Origin of the sequence: Nonomuraea africana, assembly GCF_014873535.1 — a bacterium.
Classification (GTDB): domain Bacteria; phylum Actinomycetota; class Actinomycetes; order Streptosporangiales; family Streptosporangiaceae; genus Nonomuraea; species Nonomuraea africana.
This window is the reverse complement of sequence record NZ_JADBEF010000001.1, coordinates 349,271-368,095: the sequence shown is the minus strand read 5'-3', so window position 1 is coordinate 368,095 and position 18,825 is coordinate 349,271. Positions and strand designations below refer to the sequence as shown.

8 protein-coding genes are annotated in these 18,825 nt (G+C 73.2%); 1 reads left to right on the top strand and 7 read right to left on the bottom strand.

What is annotated here, in order from left to right; all coding sequences use genetic code 11:
• Nucleotides 1-21: 21 nt before the first annotated feature.
• From H4W81_RS01595 to H4W81_RS01565, 7 genes are read right to left on the bottom strand one after another with little or no spacing between them, the layout of a single operon-like run.
• Nucleotides 22-2,514, bottom strand: coding sequence for a class I SAM-dependent methyltransferase (locus H4W81_RS01595; protein WP_192773144.1), 2,493 nt, complete (start codon nucleotides 2,512-2,514; stop codon nucleotides 22-24).
• On the bottom strand, nucleotides 2,501-3,931 hold the full coding sequence (locus tag H4W81_RS01590) for an ABC transporter ATP-binding protein (protein WP_192773143.1): 1,431 nt from the start codon (nucleotides 3,929-3,931) through the stop codon (nucleotides 2,501-2,503). The genes H4W81_RS01595 and H4W81_RS01590 overlap by 14 nt, the downstream gene beginning before the upstream one ends.
• A complete protein-coding gene (locus tag H4W81_RS01585) occupies nucleotides 3,928-4,722 on the bottom strand; it encodes an ABC transporter permease subunit (protein ID WP_318781459.1) in 795 nt (264 codons plus the stop codon). The genes H4W81_RS01590 and H4W81_RS01585 overlap by 4 nt, the downstream gene beginning before the upstream one ends.
• Nucleotides 4,719-5,654 (bottom strand): ABC transporter permease, encoded by a 936-nt coding sequence (locus H4W81_RS01580; RefSeq protein ID WP_318781458.1) that lies wholly within the window; start codon nucleotides 5,652-5,654, stop codon nucleotides 4,719-4,721. Before H4W81_RS01580 ends, H4W81_RS01585 begins: the two co-directional genes overlap by 4 nt.
• Nucleotide 5,655: 1 nt before the next feature.
• Nucleotides 5,656-7,209 carry an ABC transporter substrate-binding protein gene (locus H4W81_RS01575; protein WP_192773142.1) on the bottom strand — a complete coding sequence of 518 codons (1,554 nt, stop codon included), beginning with the start codon at nucleotides 7,207-7,209 and terminating at the stop codon, nucleotides 5,656-5,658.
• Nucleotides 7,210-7,211: 2 nt separating this feature from the next.
• Nucleotides 7,212-13,688 (bottom strand): type I polyketide synthase, encoded by a 6,477-nt coding sequence (locus H4W81_RS01570; RefSeq protein ID WP_192773141.1) that lies wholly within the window; start codon nucleotides 13,686-13,688, stop codon nucleotides 7,212-7,214.
• A complete protein-coding gene (locus tag H4W81_RS01565) occupies nucleotides 13,685-17,578 on the bottom strand; it encodes a non-ribosomal peptide synthetase (protein WP_225958397.1) in 3,894 nt (1,297 codons plus the stop codon). The genes H4W81_RS01570 and H4W81_RS01565 overlap by 4 nt, the downstream gene beginning before the upstream one ends.
• Before the next feature lie 115 nt (nucleotides 17,579-17,693).
• Here H4W81_RS01565 and H4W81_RS01560 point away from each other — a divergent pair, with 115 nt between their 5' ends.
• On the top strand, nucleotides 17,694-18,812 hold the full coding sequence (locus tag H4W81_RS01560) for a class I SAM-dependent methyltransferase (protein WP_192773139.1): 1,119 nt from the start codon (nucleotides 17,694-17,696) through the stop codon (nucleotides 18,810-18,812).
• Nucleotides 18,813-18,825 lie beyond the last annotated feature (13 nt).

Here is an 18,825-nt window from a genome sequence, read left to right as displayed (position 1 = left end):
CGAGCCGCCCGTCCTGTCGGATCAGAGCTTCGCCGCGACGAACAGGTGCTGTGCGGGGGCGGCCAGCGGGGAAGCGGCCTCCGGCAGTTCCAGGACCGGGCGCAGCCCTGCCTCGGCCAGCTCGGCCGGTAGCTCCCTGCCGGTGAAGAAGACCCGGCCCGTGCCGCCGCGGCGGTCACCCGCGCCCAGGTCCGGCTGCCCCTCGCGCGGGGACATCAGGAATTGCATCGTGGCGAGCACCAGGTAGTGCTCGCGGATCGCCTCGGTCACCACCACCAGGCCGCCGGGGGCCAGCAGTTCCCCGATCCAGCGCAGTGACCGTCCCGCGTGCCGGGCGCAATGCAGGACGTTGGCGGCGATCACCACGTCAGCGCCGCCGCGCTCCGCCCCCTGGGCGACGAGATCGGCGTTGATGTCCAGCAGCGCGTAGCGCAGCCGGTCGCCGAACCGGTCCTCCGCTGCCATGGTGAAGAATCTCGACACGTCGGAGAACAGGTAGTCCACCTCTGCGCTCCCGAGCCCGTCCAGCGCGGCGGTGGTGCTCCCTCCCGCTCCCCCTCCGAGTTCCACGACACGTAGTGGTCTGGCGCGGGTGGCCGCGGCACGAGCGAGGACGTGCCCCAGGGCGGCGTTCAGATAGGTGTTGCTGACGTTGTGCTGGTCCTTGCTGAGCGAGGTGAGCAGGTCGCCGTCGGGAAAGAGCAGCGCCTGGGCCATGATCTCGTCCCGCAGCAGCTCGGGCAGGCAGGCCAGAGCGGTGCGGAAGAAGACCGCCATCTCGTCCGGGTAACCGAGCGCGGCGCAGGCGCGATCAAGCTCGGCTCCGTCGTCCCGAGCTCGGTCCGGAACGGCCGCGGCCTCGTACCGGCCGCCGGAGTGCCGTCGTACGAGCCCTTCCACGCGGAGGACCTCCAGCCAGCGTCTGACGATCCACCCATGCCGTGGCGCCGTACCGAGTGCCTCGATGAGCTCCTCGGCCGTCCGTGAGTCGCCCAGGGGCAGGACACCGCTCATCAGACTGACCAGTGCCCGCAGGGCGATCTCGTCGAAGGTCCGGATGGCGTGCGGGAGGTGGGCGAGCGCGGAGTCGGGCACCGCCTCCGCGGCCAGGTCAGCGGGCCTGGGGGCTCCGGTTCTGCCGGTCCGGGCGAGCGCGAGGCGTCCGGCACGGTCGGCTTCCGCGGCATCCTCAGCCAAGCTGACGGCGTCACGGCCCGCACCGTCGGGAACCCGCGCGGCCAGTTCCCCGGGAACCGGCAGTCCCGCGCGCCGGAGCTCTCGCCGGGCCACCTCGACGAGCCTCGCGCGGGCGAACGCGCCCAGCGGCTCGTGCGGTCTGCCCACCCCGGCCAGCGCGTCGACGGGCATGGCGGCGGCCGCGGCGGGAACCGCGACCTGCAGGAGCGTCGGGTCGTCGGGATCAAGGAGCACCGCGCCGTCGGTGCCCTCCAGCACCGCACGCAGACTCGCCCCCGACTCCGCTCCCGTAGCGGGCCGGAGCAGGCCGTTGGGAATGCCGGTGATCCGGACGGGATCGTCCCCGCCCGCCAGAGTGGCCAGAGCAGCCGCCCGGTCAGGCCTCAGCGTGTCCCATGCGTGAACGGTGGCGGCCGGGCTCGCCGGCGCATCCACGTGCAGGACGGCATCGAACCGGTACCGGGTCAGCTCGGTGTCGGCCGCCAGGGTTTTGGCGAAGAGGCTGATGGTGACCCGCCGGTTCGCGCCCGCGGCGACGGCGGCCAGCGTCGCCGGGTCGAACAGCAGCTCGGTGTCGGCGGCGGCGCGCTGCTCCGCCGCGACCGCCGTGGCCTCCAGCCGGCGGCAGTGCTCTCCGAGCAGCCCCGAGTGGCGTACGTCGCCGACGACCACGACTCCTCCGGGGGCCACGGCGTCGATCGCGTCGCGAAGCACGGCGGCCAGGTACTCCACGCTCGGGAAGCACTGGGTGACGGAGTTGAGCAGCACGCAGTCGGGCCGTTCGCCGAAGCCGGCCAGGGCGGCGCGAACCGCCTCGCCGTTGATCTCGTGCGCGGCGGCCCGCACCACCTTGACGCCAGGCAGCCCGAGCCCGTCGAGGCGGGCCACGACCGGCTCGGCGATGTCGGTTCCCACGTAGCCCTTGAGGTGGGGGTGGAGGCGGTGCAGCAGCATCCCGGTTCCGCAGCCGAGTTCCAGCACCCGGGAAGGCCGGTGCCGCAGCACCAGCTCGGCGGTGCGATCGGCCCATTCCGCCATGTGCTCGGCGGGCAGTGGCTCGCCGGTGTCCGTGGCTCGCCAGCCGGACAGGTCGAGGCCTGGCCGGTGGGTGTCCCGGCTGGATCGGTAGGTCCAGTCGTAGACCTCGCCCCAGTGTTCGAGGTGCTCGGCCACCAGGTCGCCCAGGACGGGCGGGTGTCCCGGCTCGTGTCGTACGGTCAGTGCCGCGGGCTCGGCGGTGACCACGAGGCCGCCATCGCCGGTGTGGTCCACGCGGGCGATCCACGGGTGAGCGAGCAGGAGTTCATAGGGCGTCAACGGGAGGTCTCCGATCGTCGTGGTGGGCAAGGGAGTGGTGCAGCCGGCCTTCTTCAACCCGCAGCACGCGGTCAGCGCGGGCGGCCACGGCGGGGTCGTGGGTGGCCGTCAGGACCGCCAGCCCGGTATCGCGGCGGAGCGTGTCGATCAGGTCGAGGACGAGGTCGGCGGTCCGGTCGTCGAGGGCGGCGGTGATCTCGTCGGCCAGCAGCACGGCCGGGCCACCGGCGAGCGCCCTGGCGAGCGCGGCTCGCTGACGTTGCCCGCCGGACAGCGCGGCCGGATAGCGGCGCGCCAGTTCCCGCGGCAGGCCGACGGCGGCCAGCAGCCGGAGGGCCTCAGCGCGGGCCGCTATCCGGGAAAGCCCGCGCAGCGTGCGCAGGGGACGAAGAAGTGCCGTTCCGACAGTGCGCGCCGGATTGAGCGCGTCCACGGGGTTCTGGCCGACGAGAGCGAGCGCGCGCAGCGCGGCCGGATTCCGGTGAGCCACCGCCCATGGGAGCGGTTCGCCGAGCACGGTGGCATGACCGTGCTCAGCAGGGTGCAGCCCGGCCAGGGCGCGCAGCAACGTGCTCTTCCCGCAGCCGGACGCCCCGAGCACCGCCACGGACTCTCCCGCCGTCACCGTGAGGTCGGCGTCCGAGAGCAGCGGCGCGCCGCCGGGCGGCTGCGCGAGTGTCAGCCCGCGCACCTGCAACACTCCCGGCGAGCCCGCGTTCCCACCCACGTGCCGGCGGTCACGCATGGTGGGACGACCCCCGGCTCTCTCTGCGCCCAGCCGTATGACGTGGTCGGCCAGCTCGGTCACCACACCCATGTCGTGCGAGACGATGAGCGTCACCGACCGGCCATCGCCACGCCGGCGGCGCACCAGTTCCAGCGCGAGGCCGAGCGCGGCGGGGTCCAGCGCGCTGGTGGGCTCGTCGAGGACGAGCAACTCGGGATCGGCCGCCAGGGCGCGGGCGAGCGCCACGCGTTGTGCCTGACCGCCCGAGAGCTGGTGCGGACGTCGATGGCCGATGTCGGCCGGGTCCAGGCCGACCCCGGCGAGCGCCCGCTCCGCGCCGCTTTCCCGTGCGGCTCTGGGCAGAACCTCGCCCACCGAGGCCCGCGCCTCCATCAAGGGATGCAGCGCGGAGGCCGGATCCTGCCCGAGGAAGCCGACGGTCCGCCGCCGCCAGCGACGTGGCGACCGTACGGGAGCACCGTGCCACTCGATCAGGCCGGCCGTACGCGACAGCCCTTCTGGGAGCGCGCCGAGCACAGCGCGCAGCACCGTCGTCTTGCCGGCTCCGGACGAGCCTGCCAAGGCCAGCACCTCTCCCGGGGCGACGCGCAGATCCAGCCGGTCCACGATGACCGTCCCCGCCCTGTCGGCGACGGTCAGACCGCAAACGGTCAGCCCTCGCCCGCTCACGAGGCGCCGTCCCGGACGGTCAGGGCGTAGGAGAGGGCGGCGACGCTGCCCGTCAGAACCGCCAGGGCGAGAGCGGGCGTGATCATCGCCGCAGGGTTGAGGCCGAGGCCCGGAATGTTCTCTCGGAGCATGGCGGCCCAGTCCGGCGCCGGAGGCGCCGGACCGAAGCCGAGCACGTTGAGGGCGACGGCGAGCTGTACGGACAGCACGAACCGCTGGGCGAGATCGGCGCTGACGATCCCGGCATGAGCCGGCAGGACTTCGCGCACCAGGACGGATCCCCCACGATCCCCGCGCGACAGCGCCGCCTCGACGTATCCCGCATATCTGGCCTCCGCGGTGGCATCGGCCACCACACGCAGGGTCAGCGGCGTACCGCCGAGGACGGTACCGACGATCACTGCGGCCGGTCCTGGCAGGGCGACCACCGCGAGCAGCGCGAGCAGCAGGAGAGGCAGCGCCAGCAGGAGGTCCGCCGCCCCCGCGACGGCGCGGGAAAGCCGGCCGCGGTTCCATCCCACCCACAGCCCGCCTGTCACGCCCAGGGCCGAGGCGATCAGCGCGGCGGCCAGCGCGGTCAGCGTCAACTCCTGCCCGCCGGCCAACACTCTGGACAGCACATCCCGTCCCAGCCCGTCTGCGCCCAGCAGCATCCCGGGAGCGGGACCGGACCACGGGGGCGCCGCGATGCGCGCCGGGTCATGCCTGGCCAGCGTCCGGCCGCCGAGCGCCACCAGGAGCGCGGCTCCCGCCGAAGCGGCGAGGAGCAGCCCGGTGCGGCGCCGCCTCACGAACGGGCCGCCTTCGGCGCGGCCGCATCGGCGACGAGCAGCCCGGCGACTACGACGGCCGCGGCGAGCAGGGCGACGCTCTGAACGACGGGCACGTCCCGCGTCGAGATGGCGGTCACCAGCAGCTCGCCCAGCCCGGCCAGGCCGAACAGGATCTCCACCACCGCGGTTCCCGCCACCAGCCCGCCGAGGAGCACCGCGAACAGGCGGGTGGCGGGCGCGGCGATCATCGGCAGCACGTACCGGAACAGGACCGCCGCGGGTGACAGACCGCGTAGTTCCGCGTCGCGCACGTACGGCCGGGCGACCACGTCCGCGATCGCCCCGCGCAGGAGGGCGGCGCCGTAGGCGGCGGTCGGCAGCGCGAGCGTGAGGACGGGAAGCACGAGCAGGTCCAGCCGGTGCCACGGCCGCTCTCCGGCCGGCAGCATCGACACCGGCGGGAACATCCCCCACGCCGCCGACAGCCAGGCGACCAGTGCGGCGGCCACCACGGCCTGAGGCAGCGCCGCACAAGTGACGATCAAGGTGTTCGCGGCGGGCCGCGCCCATCTGGGCCCACGCACGGCGGCCCAGGCCACGGCCGTCGTGAGCGGGATGCTCACCGCCAGGGCGGCCACGGCCAGGGCTAGAGTCACCGCGACCCGCTCGGCGACCAGCTCGGCGACCGGCCGCCCGGTGATGAGTGAGACCCCGGGCTCACCGGTCAGCACTCCCGACAGCCAGTCCAGGTAGCGGACGTGCAAGGGGCGGTCCAGCCCCTGCTCCTCACGCAACCGGGCGAGCTCCTCGGCGGTGGCGCGGCCGCCGCCGAGGACGTCGGCCGCGTCGCCGGGCAGCGCCGCCGTGCACAGGAAGATCACCGCGGACGCGGCGGCCAGCAGCAGCACTGCTCTGACCAGCGCGCCGACCGGCCGTGGCAGTTGGAGCACGTCAACCGTCCAGGCTCACCTGGTCGATGAACGCCGAGGCGAAGCCGATCCCCTCGGGCACGCCGCTCAGCTCCGCCTTGGCGAGGTCGAGCCGGTCACTCAGCGCCCAGATCGCGTAGCCGCCCTGGTCGCGGAGCTTGGCCTGCAGGTCCGCCAGGAGGGAGCTCCGCTTGGCGTCGTCCCGCTCGGCCAGAGCCTCGTCGAGGTCGGCGAACCAGGCGGGATCCTTCCAGGCCGTCTCGTTCGTGGGCGAGCCGGGCGTGAGCGCCACCCTGACCACGTCGAGGAAGGGGATGCCGCCCAGGTAGCTGAGGTAGAACGGCTTGCGCCCGTAGATCTCGGAGAAGTACGTGTCCGCCGGCTCCAGGCTCACCTTGACCCTGATCCCGATGTCGGCGAGCTGCTGGGAGATCAGGGTCGCGGCGCTGTCCATGCCCGGGTAGGCGGTGGTGGTGTGCAGCGTGAGATCGACACCGCCGGCGAGTCCCGCATCGGCCATGAACTTCTTGGCCCGGTCGAGGTCGCGGGTGCGCTCGGGCAGGTTCGCCGGGCTGGACGAGTCCTTGGGGGTGATGAGGTCGTTGCCGACCTCGCCGTATCCGAGGAAGACGGTGTCGAGGAGCTGCTTGCGGTCCAACGCGAGCCGGACGGCTTCACGGACCCGATGGTCGTCGAAGGGTTCGGTGTCCATCCGCATGACCAGCGGGTACAGCGTGGCGCCCGGCCTGCGCAGCAGGCGTACCGCACTATTGCCCTCCTGCTGCTTGGCCAGCGTGGCCGGCACGCCTCCGGCCAGGTCGACCTGGCCGGACAGCAGAGCCTGAGCGCGCGCCTGCGGGTCGGGGACGGCGCGCACCTCGATGAACCTGGACGGCGGCTCGGGACCCCACCAGTCGTCGTTCCGCTCGAACACGACCGCCTGCGCCCCGCCCTTGGCAGTCGGCCGGAACGGGCCGGAGCCTGGGACCGGCTTGCCGAAGTCGTCACTGCCCTCCGGCACGACGAAGGTCGCGCCCTCCAGCGCCTTGCCCACCTCGGCGTAAGGCTTCTTGGTCATCAGCTCGAAGGCGGTGTCGTCGATCACCTTGGAGGCGTCGAGGTCGAACATGGCCATGCGGCCGAAGTTCTCCGCCGCTTTCTTGCCCATCCGGCGCAGCGAGAACAGCGCGTCGGCGGCCTTGACCGGCCGGCCGTCGGAGAACTTCGCGTCGCCGCGGATGGTGATCCGCCACTTGGTCAGGGTCTCGTCGGGCTGCCACTCGGTCGCCAGGCGTGGCTTGGTGGAGCCGTCGGCTCCTGGGACGGTGAGGACGTCGTAGGTCAGGGCCATCCTGACCATGTCGCTCTCGCCGGGCAGCAGACCGTGCGGGTCGGTGACGGCATTGGAAGGAGAGCCGGGCGCCGCGTAGCGCACGGTGTCGCCCCCGCTGCCAGTCGTCGCCGGTTGTGAGCCGGTGGTCGCGGGAGCGGCGGCGGGCGCGTTGCCGGCGCAGCCCGTCATGAGGGCGACCGCGGTGACGACCGCCGCTGTCCGGCGGCGGAACTGGGAGTGCATGGTTACCTTTCGCGAAGTCGCGCCAGCGCCCTGTCGAGCGCGGCGTTGATCAGGTCGGCCACGGCGGGCAGCACCGGAGGGTGCAGCATGCCGTAGTGGTGGGCGTCGACACCGGCTGACTGGACCGCTCCGGCGAGGTGGCGTCCCCAGCCGAGGTCGGGCCGGCCTGGCGGGGTGTCGTCGACGCCCATCCCGATGCCGGAGTTGCGGGGAGATGGGCGGTCTGCCCTGATCAGCACGGTCGTCGTGTCCGGATCGGCCAGGTAACGCGGGGTGTGGGCGGCCAGCGCGCGCAGATGCCTGGCGAACACGGCCAGGCGGGCGGTCAGGTCCTCACCGCGGCCCAGCAGCCGGTGCTCGCGTAGGCGCTCGGCGACCGCGGTCATGCGCCCTTCCGGGGGGACGGCGGCCAGCGCGTCGCCGACGTCCAGGTCGATGCCGAGATACGCCTCCAGCGCGTGCAGATGCCGGACCGCCACCTGCCACGCGACCTCTCCGGCGTCGCGGCCGGGGACGTCGCGGATCAGCGCCGGATCGTTGGAGTCGAGCAACACCAGCAGGGCGGCATGCCGACCGCCCGCGTGCAGCTGTCGGGCCATCTCCTGGGCCACTGTGCCGCCCATGGACCAGCCGCCGATCAACCAGGGGCCCGCGCCTGGGCCGCCGGCCGCTTCGATCGCCGTCAGGTATTGCTCGGCGATTCCCTCGACGGTCTCGGCGCCCGGCCCGGCCGCTCCCGCCAGCTCGGGGTCGGCCAGCGCGACCACGTCCACGCGGGGATCCAGCAGCCGGGACAGCTCGGCGTAGCAGAGCACGTCGCCACCTGAAGGGTGGGCGAGATACAGAGTGGGCCTGGGTGCTCCACCGGGCTCGGCGCGCAACGGCAGCACGATGTCCCGCACGGAGTCCGGCCGGACGGTGGTGGCGGCCTGCCGGGGCCGGGCGCCGGTCCACGCGGCCGGTCTATCGGCCAGCTCCCGCACGCGTGCGGCGTGTTCGGCGATCAAGGCCTCCAGTTCGTCGCCGGGCAGGACGCCGTCCAGCGCGTCCCATTGCAGCCGCAACTCGCCGTCGTGCTCCAGCACCTGGTGGTCGAGCCAGGTCTGCGGGGTCTGCGAGACCGCGTACACCTGCTCGCCGGCCCATTCCAGGCCCTCTTCTCCCCCCACCATGTCGGCGACACCGAGCGCGCTGGTGAACACCACGGGCACCGGCCGCAGCTCACCCGTTCTGGCCGCCTGCTCGGTGAGCACGTCCAGTGCGGAGAAGCCGCGGTGGTCCAGGTCGTCGAACATCCGGGCCTGGGTGGCGGCCGCCCGCTCGGCGAAGGTGGCGGCGGGCGTGGCCGGCACCTCGTGCAGCAGCAACGAGGTGAAGTCGCCGACGACGCGGTTGACGTGCGGGTGGATGGGCGGCCGGTCGAAGAGGGTCAGCGTCACGCAGAATCCGGACGATCCCGCCCAGCGGGCCAGCACGTCGGTGTAGACGGTCAGCAGCACCGCCGCCGGGGTGACCCGGTGATGAGCGGCGGCCGTCCGCAGGGCGGCCCACTCGTCGCGGTCCAGCCGTACGGCACGCCGCACGAATCGGGGCGACGTGTCGGCCGGGTCGCCGACCGGGAGTCGGGGCGGGCCCGGAAGCGTGTCGAGCCGTTCTCGCCAGTAGAGGGCGGCACGCTCCTCCTGTCGTTCCAGGGCGGCCACGCAGGTCGCCGGGTGGAGGTCGAGTCGCGGCAGGGTGGTGTCCGGGTCCCGGTAGAGGGTGTGCAGCTCAGATTCGATGATCCACCAGCTGGCCGCGTCGCAGACGAGCACGTCGACCCCGATGAACAGCCTCACCACGCCTCCGGGCAGCCGGGCGGCCTGGATCTGCGCCAGCGGCCAGCGGTCGGGCGGCCCGGGCTTGGTCGACAAGCGCTCCCGCAGGGCGGCCAGTCGCTCCGCCCTGCGCTCCTCCGTCATCGAGGCCAGGTCGTGCACCCGGATCCGGTACCGCGGCAGGCTCTCCAGCACGCGGAACTCCCCCTCGGGGGTGGTCACGGCGCGGAGCATGGGATGCCGGGTCACGACCCGGTTCCAGGCCTGTTCGTAGCGGTCGAGGTCGAGGCCGGCGCAGTCGTATTCGAGGTAGAAGTGGCAGGGCAGATCTCCCCAGCGGTAGCCGCCGTCCCGTCCGACCCAGTACGCGTGCTGCACGCGGGTCATCGGGAAGGTGCCGCTGGGATCGACGACCATCCCGGACGGCAGGTTTTCCTCTGCCGTCCTCTCCTGCGGACGCGCGGATTCGATGAGCTTGGCGATGCCGGCCACGGTGGGTGAGGCCAGCAGGTCCCGCATTCCGGGCTGGACGCCGAAGCGTTCGCCCAGGGCGGCCAGCATCCGCACGGCCAGCAGGGAGTGTCCGCCGAGCGAGAAGAAGTCGGCGTCCGGATCGGCCACGGGAGCGCCGAACAGCTCCGACCAGACTTCGGCCACCGCCCGCTCGCTCGTACTGAGTCGCGTGGCGTCACCGGCGGCGATCTGCCTGGGGCGGCCGGCCTCGGCGATCCGCGAATCGAGGTCGGTCGCCGCGATCATCACGGTAGAGGGCAGGTGACCGGAGTCCCGTGCGGTCAGGAGCCGGTCCAGCGCTCTGGTGCCTGTGGTCGCGTCCAGCGCGCCGGCGAGCACCACGGCCGTCTCGGCGTCGTCGAGGGCCACCCGCCAGCCGTCCCAGACCGCGCTGACCCACTGGGTCGGGCCGGTCGCGGCGCGGGCGAAGGCGTCCATCGCGGCGTTGGCCGCCGCGTAGGGGCCCATGCCGACGCCGCCCACCAGCGTGGTCACCGAGGACATGAGGAGTACGGTCCTGGGACGCCTCGCCTCGGGCAGCGCGGCGATCGCGTCCCGGAGCGCCACTGCGCTCCCGAGCTTGGCACGCACCTGTCCTGCGACCTGCTCGGCGTCCAGGGATCGCATGGGGTCCAGCCGCGCGCCGGCGACCACCCCGGCAGCGTGCACGACGAGTTCGAGCGGCCCGTCGGCGGACAGCTCCTCGACCAGGGCCGACGTGGCGGCGGGATCGGTTGCGTCGCAGACGCGCACGTCCACGCCGGCCTCGCTGAGTGTCCTGCCGCCCCGGGCCGCCGTGCGCGAGGTGACCACTACCCGATGGCCGCGCCTGGCCAGGTGCCTGGCGAACAACTGCCCCACCGCCCCCAGCCCGCCGGTGATCAGGACGGTGCCGGGTGACGTCGACCCCTCCCCGCCGTTCGGCACGGCTCCGCCGGTGCCGACCGGCTGCCAGGAGACCATGCTGCGCCGCCATCGGGTCGCGCCCCGCAGGGCCGTTTCGGTTCCCGTTTCCGTCCCGCTCACCAGTGCGCCCAGCTCGCGCAGCACCGCACCCGCCTCGGCTCCGGGGTCGGCGGGCGTGCCGAGGTCGAGCGTGGCCCACCGCAATCCAGGTTGTTCCTGGCCGAGCACACGCGGCAGCACCCTCAGTGCCGCCCGGGCCGGATCGGGCGCTGGATCGCCTGCCACCTGCTCGCCATACCGCGTGACCAAGAACAGGACCGGCTGCTCAGCCTGTGCGGCCGACGCACCCGCGACCGCTCCGAAGCCGAGGACGGCAGCGGAGACGCCGTCCGGGGAGACGTCGCCGTTCTCCGTGACCACGACGATCAGCCCCGTCAGAGGCTCACCGACGGTCGGGAGATCGTCCGCCGCCAGTTCCGCACGCAACGCGTCCGCCAGGGCGCCCGTTCCGGTCACTGCCCATCGGCCATTCGGCACGGCGGCGGGCTCGGCAGGGGGAATCTGACTCCAGAGGGGCAGTTGCAGCGGCTCGTCCGCGGTGACGTCGGGATGCTCGCCGGGCATGCCGGAGGCTGGCGGATCGATCCACAGGCGGCGGCGCTGGAAGGCGTACCCGGGTGCGTGTACCCGCCGCCTGCCCGGTGCTGACAGCGCGGCCAGGTCCACCGGCGCGCCGTGCGCCCACAGGGTTCCGGCCGCCTGCCGTACTCCTGCGCTCTCGGGCTCGTCGGGTGCCAGCGTGGTCATGACCGAGCGCACGCCGGGGAGGGTGTTCCGGCGGGTCAGGGCCGACAGGGCGGCTCCTGGGCCGACCTCGACGACGAGAGCCTCCCCCTCGTCGCCGACAGCCGCCCGCAGGGCCTGCCCGAACAGCACCGGCTCGCGCAACTGCCGCATCCAGTGGGCGGCCTGGGCCAACTCCGCGCCTATCGAGGTGCCGGTGACCGTGCTGAACACGGGGATGGCCGGGACACCGCCGGTCAGCCCGGTGAGTAACCTGCCCAGGCCGGGGAGCTCCGGCTCCATCAGCCGGGAGTGCATCGCGGCGGTCACCCGCAGTCTCGTCCCCGCGGCGCCACGCTCCTGCAGTTCGCCGGTCAGCCGGTCAACGGCCAAGGCGGGACCGGACACGACGCAGGCGACCGGTGCGTTGACGGCGGCGAGGTCGAGCTCGGGATGACGCGGCAGCAGTTCGCGGACGTCGTCCTCGCCGAGCGGCACGGCCAGCATCGCGCCGCCGCCGGCCGCGCGGGCGGCGGCCGCGCATCGAGCCGCCACCAGCCTGGCGGCCTCGGCAAGGGGCAGCGCGCCGCCCACCACCGCGGCCGTGCACTCACCCAGACTGTGCCCGACGAGGGCGTCGGGCCGGACGCCCCAGGATTGCAGCAGCCGAGCCACACCGTACGACACGGTGAACAGCGCGGGCAGCCCGAAGGCGACGTCGCGGACGCGCTCCTCGGGGATCCGTGGGTCCATGGCGTCACGGACGTCGGCGCCGAGTAGCGGGAGCAGCAGGCGCGCGCACTCGTCGACGGCTTGGGCGAAGACCGGCTCGTCCTGATAGAGCCCGCCTCCCATGCCGGGATAGGCGCTGCCCGCGCCGGGGAAGGCGAACACCACGCGCGGGGCCGGGGTGACCGCCTCGTACGGTGCCGCCACGGCGAGCCTGGCCCGGCCCACCCCCGCCACCCGGTAGGCCAGCTGGGAGCGGCCGACCGCCAGCGTGTAGGCCACGTCGGCCTCGTCGGGCTCCGTCCGGGCCGCCAGGGCCTGCGCTGTGGCGCTCGCCGCCTCAGGAGTGGCCGCCGATACGGCCAGCAGTTGAGGTCGCGGATCGGCCGGGACCGGCGGGCGGTGCGGGGCGGGCCCGAGCACGGCGTGGCAGTTGGTGCCGCCGATGCCGAACGAGCTCACCCCGGCCAGTGAAGGAGTGTCCCACTCCCTGGTTGCGGTGATCACCTCGAACGGCGATCCTTCCAGGCCCAGGAGCGGGTTGAGCGGGTGCGCGTGCAGCGTCGGGGGCAACACGCGGTGGTGCACGGCCAGGACGGCCTTGATGAAGGAGGCGATTCCGGCCGCGGAGTTCGCGTGACCGATGTTGCCCTTCACCGAGCCGAGCCCGCACCACGCCGGACCGCTGTCCCCGAACACCCGCCGCAGTGCGGCCACCTCGATGGGGTCGCCCAGCGCGGTCGCGGTGCCATGCGCCTCGATGAGACCGATCTCGCGTGGCGAGACGCCTGCGACGGCGAGTGCCTCGGCCACCGCCCGGGCCTGACCGCGCAGGGACGGTGCGGTGAACCCGGCCTTGTCGGCTCCGTCGTTGTTCATCGCCGAGCCGTGCAGCACGGCCAGCACGGGATCTCCGTCGGCCAGCGCGTCGGCCAGGCGGCGCAGCACCACCACGCCGACGCCCTGGCTGTAGACGACGCCGGTGCCGTGCTCGCTGAACGGCCGCACCATGCCGTCCGCCGAGTACACACCGCCGGCGACGTGCACGTACCCCTGCCCCTGAGGCACGATCAGCGACACCCCTCCGGCGAGGGCGGTGTCGCACTCGCCGGACAGCAGCGACTGCGCGGCCAGGTGCACGGCGACCAGCGAGGTCGAGCAGCTGGTCGCCACCGCCACCGCCGGCCCCGTGAGGTCGAGCCGGTACGCCGTCTGCAAGGGCAGGTAGTCGGCCTGGGTGGAGATCGCGGTCTGCAGGCTGCCGAGCGGATCCCGGCCGGCGCCGGTCGGATCCCACCGGCCCGCGAGGTTGCTCGCCAGGTACGCGCTCTGCATGGCACCGGCGAAGACTCCCACCGCGCCCGCGCCGCTTCCGCCACCGTGACCGGCATGCTCCAGCGCGTGCCAGGCGCATTCGAGGAACAGGCGCTGCTGGGGGTCGAGGAGAGCCGCCTCGGCGTCGCTGAACCCGAACGGCTCCGGGTCGAAGTCCGCCTGGCCGTCGATGATCCCGCCGACGGGCACGAAACCCGGATGTGTGCGCAACCGCCCGGGCACTCCGCGCTCGGCCAGTTCGCTTTCGGTGAACCTGGTCAGCCCCGCGCGGCCGTCGCGCAGCAGCTTCCAGTAGGCGTCGGCATCCGGGGCGCCGGGAAAACGGCAGGCGAGGCCGACGACGGCGATCGGCCCGGGCTCACCCGCGGAGGCGGTGGTGTCCGGCATGGCGCTCATCCGGCCAGCTCCACGGCGTGTGCCCGCGCCGCCCGGCGAGCGGTGGCCCGACCGGCGGTGGGATCGGGTTCCGATCCGGGTCTCGGCCCGCCGGGGGCGGCGGCTGGGGCGGCACGGGATGCCTCCCTACGGGACGTGATGAACGCGGCCAGCTCCCGGACGGTGGGCCGGGCGAACATGTCGACCACGGTGAGCCCTTCGTCCACCTCGGCTCTCAGCATGCGGTGGGCGAGGACGATGGTCAGGGAGGACGCCCCCAGCCGGAAGAAGGGCGTGGTGACGTCGACCGGCGTTTTGAGCAGCTCGCTGAACACCCGGGCCACGGCCCGCTCCACCTGAGGATCCGGCTCTGCCTGCCCCTGAGCGCGGGGCGACTCGGGAAGCGGAGCCGGCCCGTAGGCCGGGGGCGCGGGAAGCGGTTCCCGTTCCGGCTCGGCGGTCGCGGCGACGGTCTGTGCAGCACCGCCCGCGCCGCCCTCCACCACCAGCTCCATCACCCCGTCGGCGGACACGGTCAGGCTGAGCCGCAGTCCGCGCGTCACTGTCGCGGTGAACGTGCGTCCGTTCGCCTCGCCCTGGTTGGCCGACGCGATCTCGTGAACGGTCGATTCCCTGCCGCCCGCGCCGCCCACCTGGGCAGCAGGGGCGGCCTGCCGCGGCGGCAGGCTCGGCGCGGCGTCTTCGGGCCGGTCGTCCGATCGCCGGTACGGGTTGGCGAGCGCCTTGTAGTCGATCTTGCCGTTGTCGGTGATCGGCAGCGCGTTCGTGATCAGGAATCTGTTGGGCACCATGAAGGCGGGCAGGCTGGCTCGTAGCGCCTCTACCAGGTCGTCGTCCGGCGGCGGCGCGGAAGGATCTGCGGGCACCACGTGACAGACCAGCCTTGGCCGGTCGTCGGGACCGGGAACCGCGCGGGCCACGGCCTGCCGGACCGAGGGAAGCCGGTCCAGGGTGGCCTCGATCTCGCCGAGCTCGATCCGGTGCCCGCGGATCTTGACCTGCCGGTCCAGCCGGCCGAGGAACTCGATCGTCCCGTCGTATCGCCAGCGCCCCAGGTCGCCGGTCCGGTAGAGGCGACGGCGCAGGATCGCGTGCGTGATGAAGCGCTCGGCCGTCTGTGCCGGATCCCCGACGTAGCAGCGGGCCAGCCCGTCTCCGCCGATGTGCAGCTCGCCGGGCTCGCCGACCGGGCAGGGCCGGCCGTGCTCATCGAGGATGTGGAAGGACTGGCCCCGCAGCGCTCTGCCGTACGGGATGCTCGGCCAGGCCGGATCGACCTCGCCGATGGGGTGGCAGATCGACCAGATGGACGCCTCGGTCGCCCCGCCCAGGCTGACCACTTCGGCATGCGGGGCCAGCGCCCTCAGCCGATCGGGCAGCGTCACCGGGATCCAGTCCGCCGACAGGAACACCAGTCGCAGCGTGGCCAGCGCCCGGCGGGTCGCCTCCGGTTCCAGCTCGGCGTACTCCACCAGCATCTCCAGCAGGGCCGGAGCGGTGTTCCACACGGTGACGCGGTGGCGCGCCATCAACTCCAGCCAGTGGCCGGGGTCGCGCTGGCGGGAGGCTTCGGGCAGCACCACGGCGCCGCCCGAGCCGAGCACAGAGAAGATGTCGTAGACCGAAAGGTCGAAGCTGAACGCGGACAGGGCGAGTACCCGGTCTCCTGCGCTGAGGGGGAAGCGTTCGGCGAGGTCGTCGAGGGTGGTGCGGGCCGCGCGGTGCTCGATGGCCACGCCCTTGGGCCGCCCGGTCGAGCCCGACGTGAAGATCGCGTAGGCGAGGTCGTCCGGCTCGGGACGCCGGGGCTCGGCCTCGGGGCCGACGAGCACTCCGTCGTCGTCCAGCCGGTGGACGGTGATCTGTTCCGGCCACAGCGTGGCGTCGGCCTCCGGGGCCAGCAACGCATGCCGGATGGACGCCTGCTCGCACAGCGAGGCCACCCTGCTTGCCGGCCATGACGGTTCGACGGGCACGTACCCCGCTCCCCCGGCGAGCACCCCGAGCAGCGCGGTGACCTGCGTGATGCCCTTGTCCGCCGCCACCGCCACCAGCTCCCCCGGCCCGAGCCCGAGGGCGGCGAGCGCCCGGCCGCTGCGCGCGACACGCTCGGCCAGCTCCCCCGCCGGGACGTCACGAGCCGGATCGAGCAGGGCCGGCGCGGCGGGGTCCCGCGAGGCGGCGGCGCGCATCGGATCGTCCAGGAGCGGCCCGGCCTCGCCGAACGCCTCGCCGGGCACGTCCTCGTCACGGATGAACGACGGGTCCCAGCCGAGGGCGGGATCGGTCCACGACTCCGGCTCGGTGGCCAGCCGCCGCAGCAGGCGGACGTGCGCGGCCAGCATCCCGTCGACGAACCCAACGGGCAACGCCCCGTCCACGGCGTCCCACGCGATGCGAAGCCGGCCGTCCTCGTCCCACACGATGTGGTCGAGCAGCACCTGCGGCGTCTGTGACACGCCGAAGACCTCCGTACCGAGCCAGGCCGCGGGCGTCTCCCCCGCCCCCGCCAGCCCGACACCGCTGGTGAAGACCACGGTGTGCGTGGGCAGGGGCAGGCCGGTGGCCGCATCGGTCACCCGGGGCCGCTCCCCGGCCTCGATCGCGGCGCGTAGCGCCTCCATGCCGGAGACGGCCCGATGGTCGAGGTCGGTCCAGAACTGCCGGTTGACGGACGCGGCATAGCCGGCGAAGCCGTACCAGCGGCCCGGATCCGCGGCCGGGATCTCCACCAGAACCGTGCTGGTGAAGTCACCGACGACGCTCTCCAGGCCGGGGGTGTCGTCGCCGAGCGCGAGGTCGTCCCGGTCGAACAGGGTGGTGTTCAGGCAGAAAGGCTCGCGGGCGCCCCATCGCTGGAGCACCAGGCCGAAGGCGGCCAGCAGCAGTCCGGTCGGGCTCAGCCCATGCGCCGCGCTCTGCTTGCGCAGCTGCGTCCAGTCCTCGGCGGACAGCTCGGCGGCATGCCGGGTGAGCCGGTGCCCGCTGAACTCCGCCGGGCCCCGGGTCCAGGGCAGCGCGGGGCCGTCCGGCAGACCTGGCGCACGGCGCGCCCAGTAGGCCGCGTCCGTCTCGCGCCTCCGCCGCTCGGCGGGGTTCTCCGACCGGCGCCGTACGAGATCCGCGAAGCCGAGTGGCGGAGCGGGCAACTCCAGGGCGGGGTCGGCCACGAGCAGGCCCCACTCCCTCATCAGCCGCATCCAGCTCATGAGGTCCAGGGCCAGCACGTCCACACCGACGAACAGCCGGGTGCGGCCGTCCGGCAGCAACGCCGCACGCAGATCGAACAGCGGCCAGCGATCGACGGGAAGCACCTGGTGTGAGGATTCGGCGCGCAGCGTGCCCAGCGCCTCGGCGGCGCCTTCGGGGGACTCGCCGCGCAGGTCGGTACAGGCGATGACGTAGTCGGGGACCTCGTCGAGCACGCGTTGCCGGGCGTCGGAGTCGACGACCATGCGCAGCATCGGGTGCCGCCGCACCAGCCGGTTCCAGGCGCTCTGCAGCCGGTCGAGGTCGGCCTCGGGCGTGTCCTGGGGCGTGCGGTCGTACTCGAAGTAGTAGAAGGTCGCCACCCCGCCGAGCGGGAACGCGGGGTCCCGTCCGACCAGGTAGGCGGCCTGGATGGGAGTGAGCGGGAACGACTTCTCCCTTTCTTCCGGCTCTTCGGGCACGATGCCGGCGGCGACCGTGCGCGCGGTCGCGTTGCCGAGGAAGGCGGTCAGCGGCAGGCTCAGCTCGGTGTCTTCGAGCAGCCGCCGCCGCAGGCGCACAGCAGTGAAGGACTCCAGGCCCAAGGCAGTGAGCGGGGCGTCGGGGTCCAGGTCCGAAGGCCGGAGTTCCAGCACGTCGGCCAAACAGGCCAGCACTTCTTCGACAGTGGCGGAACCCAAGGGAGACCCCTTCCACGGAGACTGCAGGACGAAAACGATTTTCATTGCTACACGCCCTAGGGGGTTTTGTCTAGATATTGAAAATGATTACCGTTGTTTCATACGATCTCGCCTCATGTCGCCACTGAACGACCGAGCGGACCGCGCCGGGCACACCGCGATCGCCGGATGTGGCACCGGCGGCGCCGCCGAAGCCGTCCACCACCTGGACCGGCTGATCCTGCTCGGCATCGCGACCGAACTGCACCGACGCACCCGGCTGCGCGATGGCGAATCGCATGATCCCTGCGCGGTCGCGGAGGACCTCGGCGCCGCACCACGCCACCGGTGGATCGCCGGGCACTGGCTCGCCGCCCTCCACGAGAACGGCCTGGTCAGCCGGAACGGTGCGGGCGGCTACCACGGCCTGCACTCGCCGCGCCGCGCCGAGTTGGCCGAGGCCCGTACACGCATGGGGTCCGCCCGGGCGGCGCTCGGCTACCCGGCCGAACTCGCCGAGCTGATGCTGCGGTCACTGCGGCTGCTGCCCGCCCTGCTGAGCGACGAGGTCGGCGTGCAGGCGCTGCTCTACCCCGACGGCGAGCTCACGACCGCCGAGGCCGTGTACCGCGGCAACCTGATCAGCCGCTACCTCAACGCCGCCGCGGCCGAGGTGCTCAGAGACCTGGCCGAACGTGTCAACCGCCCCCTGCGGATCCTCGAACTGGGCGCCGGTGTCGGCGCGACCACCGCGGACCTGCTGCCCGCGCTGGCCGGCCATCCGGTCGAGTTCTACCTGTTCACCGACCTGTCGCCGTTCTTCCTCGACACCGCGCGTCGCCGGTTCGGCGCCGGTTTCCTGCGCTACGCGCTGCTCGACATCGCCCGCGACCTTCCGCACCAGCCGGGAGGGCTGGACCTGGTCGTCGCGGCGACCATGGCGCACAACGCCCCGCACGTCGGCCGCCTGCTCGACCAGGTCGCCGCACTGCTCGCGCCCGGCGGCCGGGTGCTGCTCATCGAGACCGTCCGCGAACACCCCCAGTCGCTCACCTCCATGCCGTTCGCGCTGTCCACCGCCGGCGGCCCGCCCGAGCGGCACGACGCCCGTGCGGGCACCACCCGCACCTACCTGCGCCGCGAGGAGTGGCTGGCCGCCCTGGGAGGCAGCGGGCTGCGCGTCGACGTGGACCTGCCCCGACAGGGGGACCCTCTGACCGCGCTGTCGCAGCGCCTGTTCGTCGCCACCCGCTGATCACTGACGATGG

Excerpts from the sequence above, each read along its gene's own strand:
- H4W81_RS01575 (WP_192773142.1), bottom strand. The coding sequence starts at position 7,209 with ATGCACTCCCAGTTCCGCCGCCGGACAGCGGCGGTCGTCACCGCGGTC.
- H4W81_RS01570 (WP_192773141.1), bottom strand. The coding sequence starts at position 13,688 with ATGAGCGCCATGCCGGACACCACCGCCTCCGCGGGTGAGCCCGGGCCG.
- H4W81_RS01560 (WP_192773139.1), top strand. The coding sequence starts at position 17,694 with ATGTCGCCACTGAACGACCGAGCGGACCGCGCCGGGCACACCGCGATC.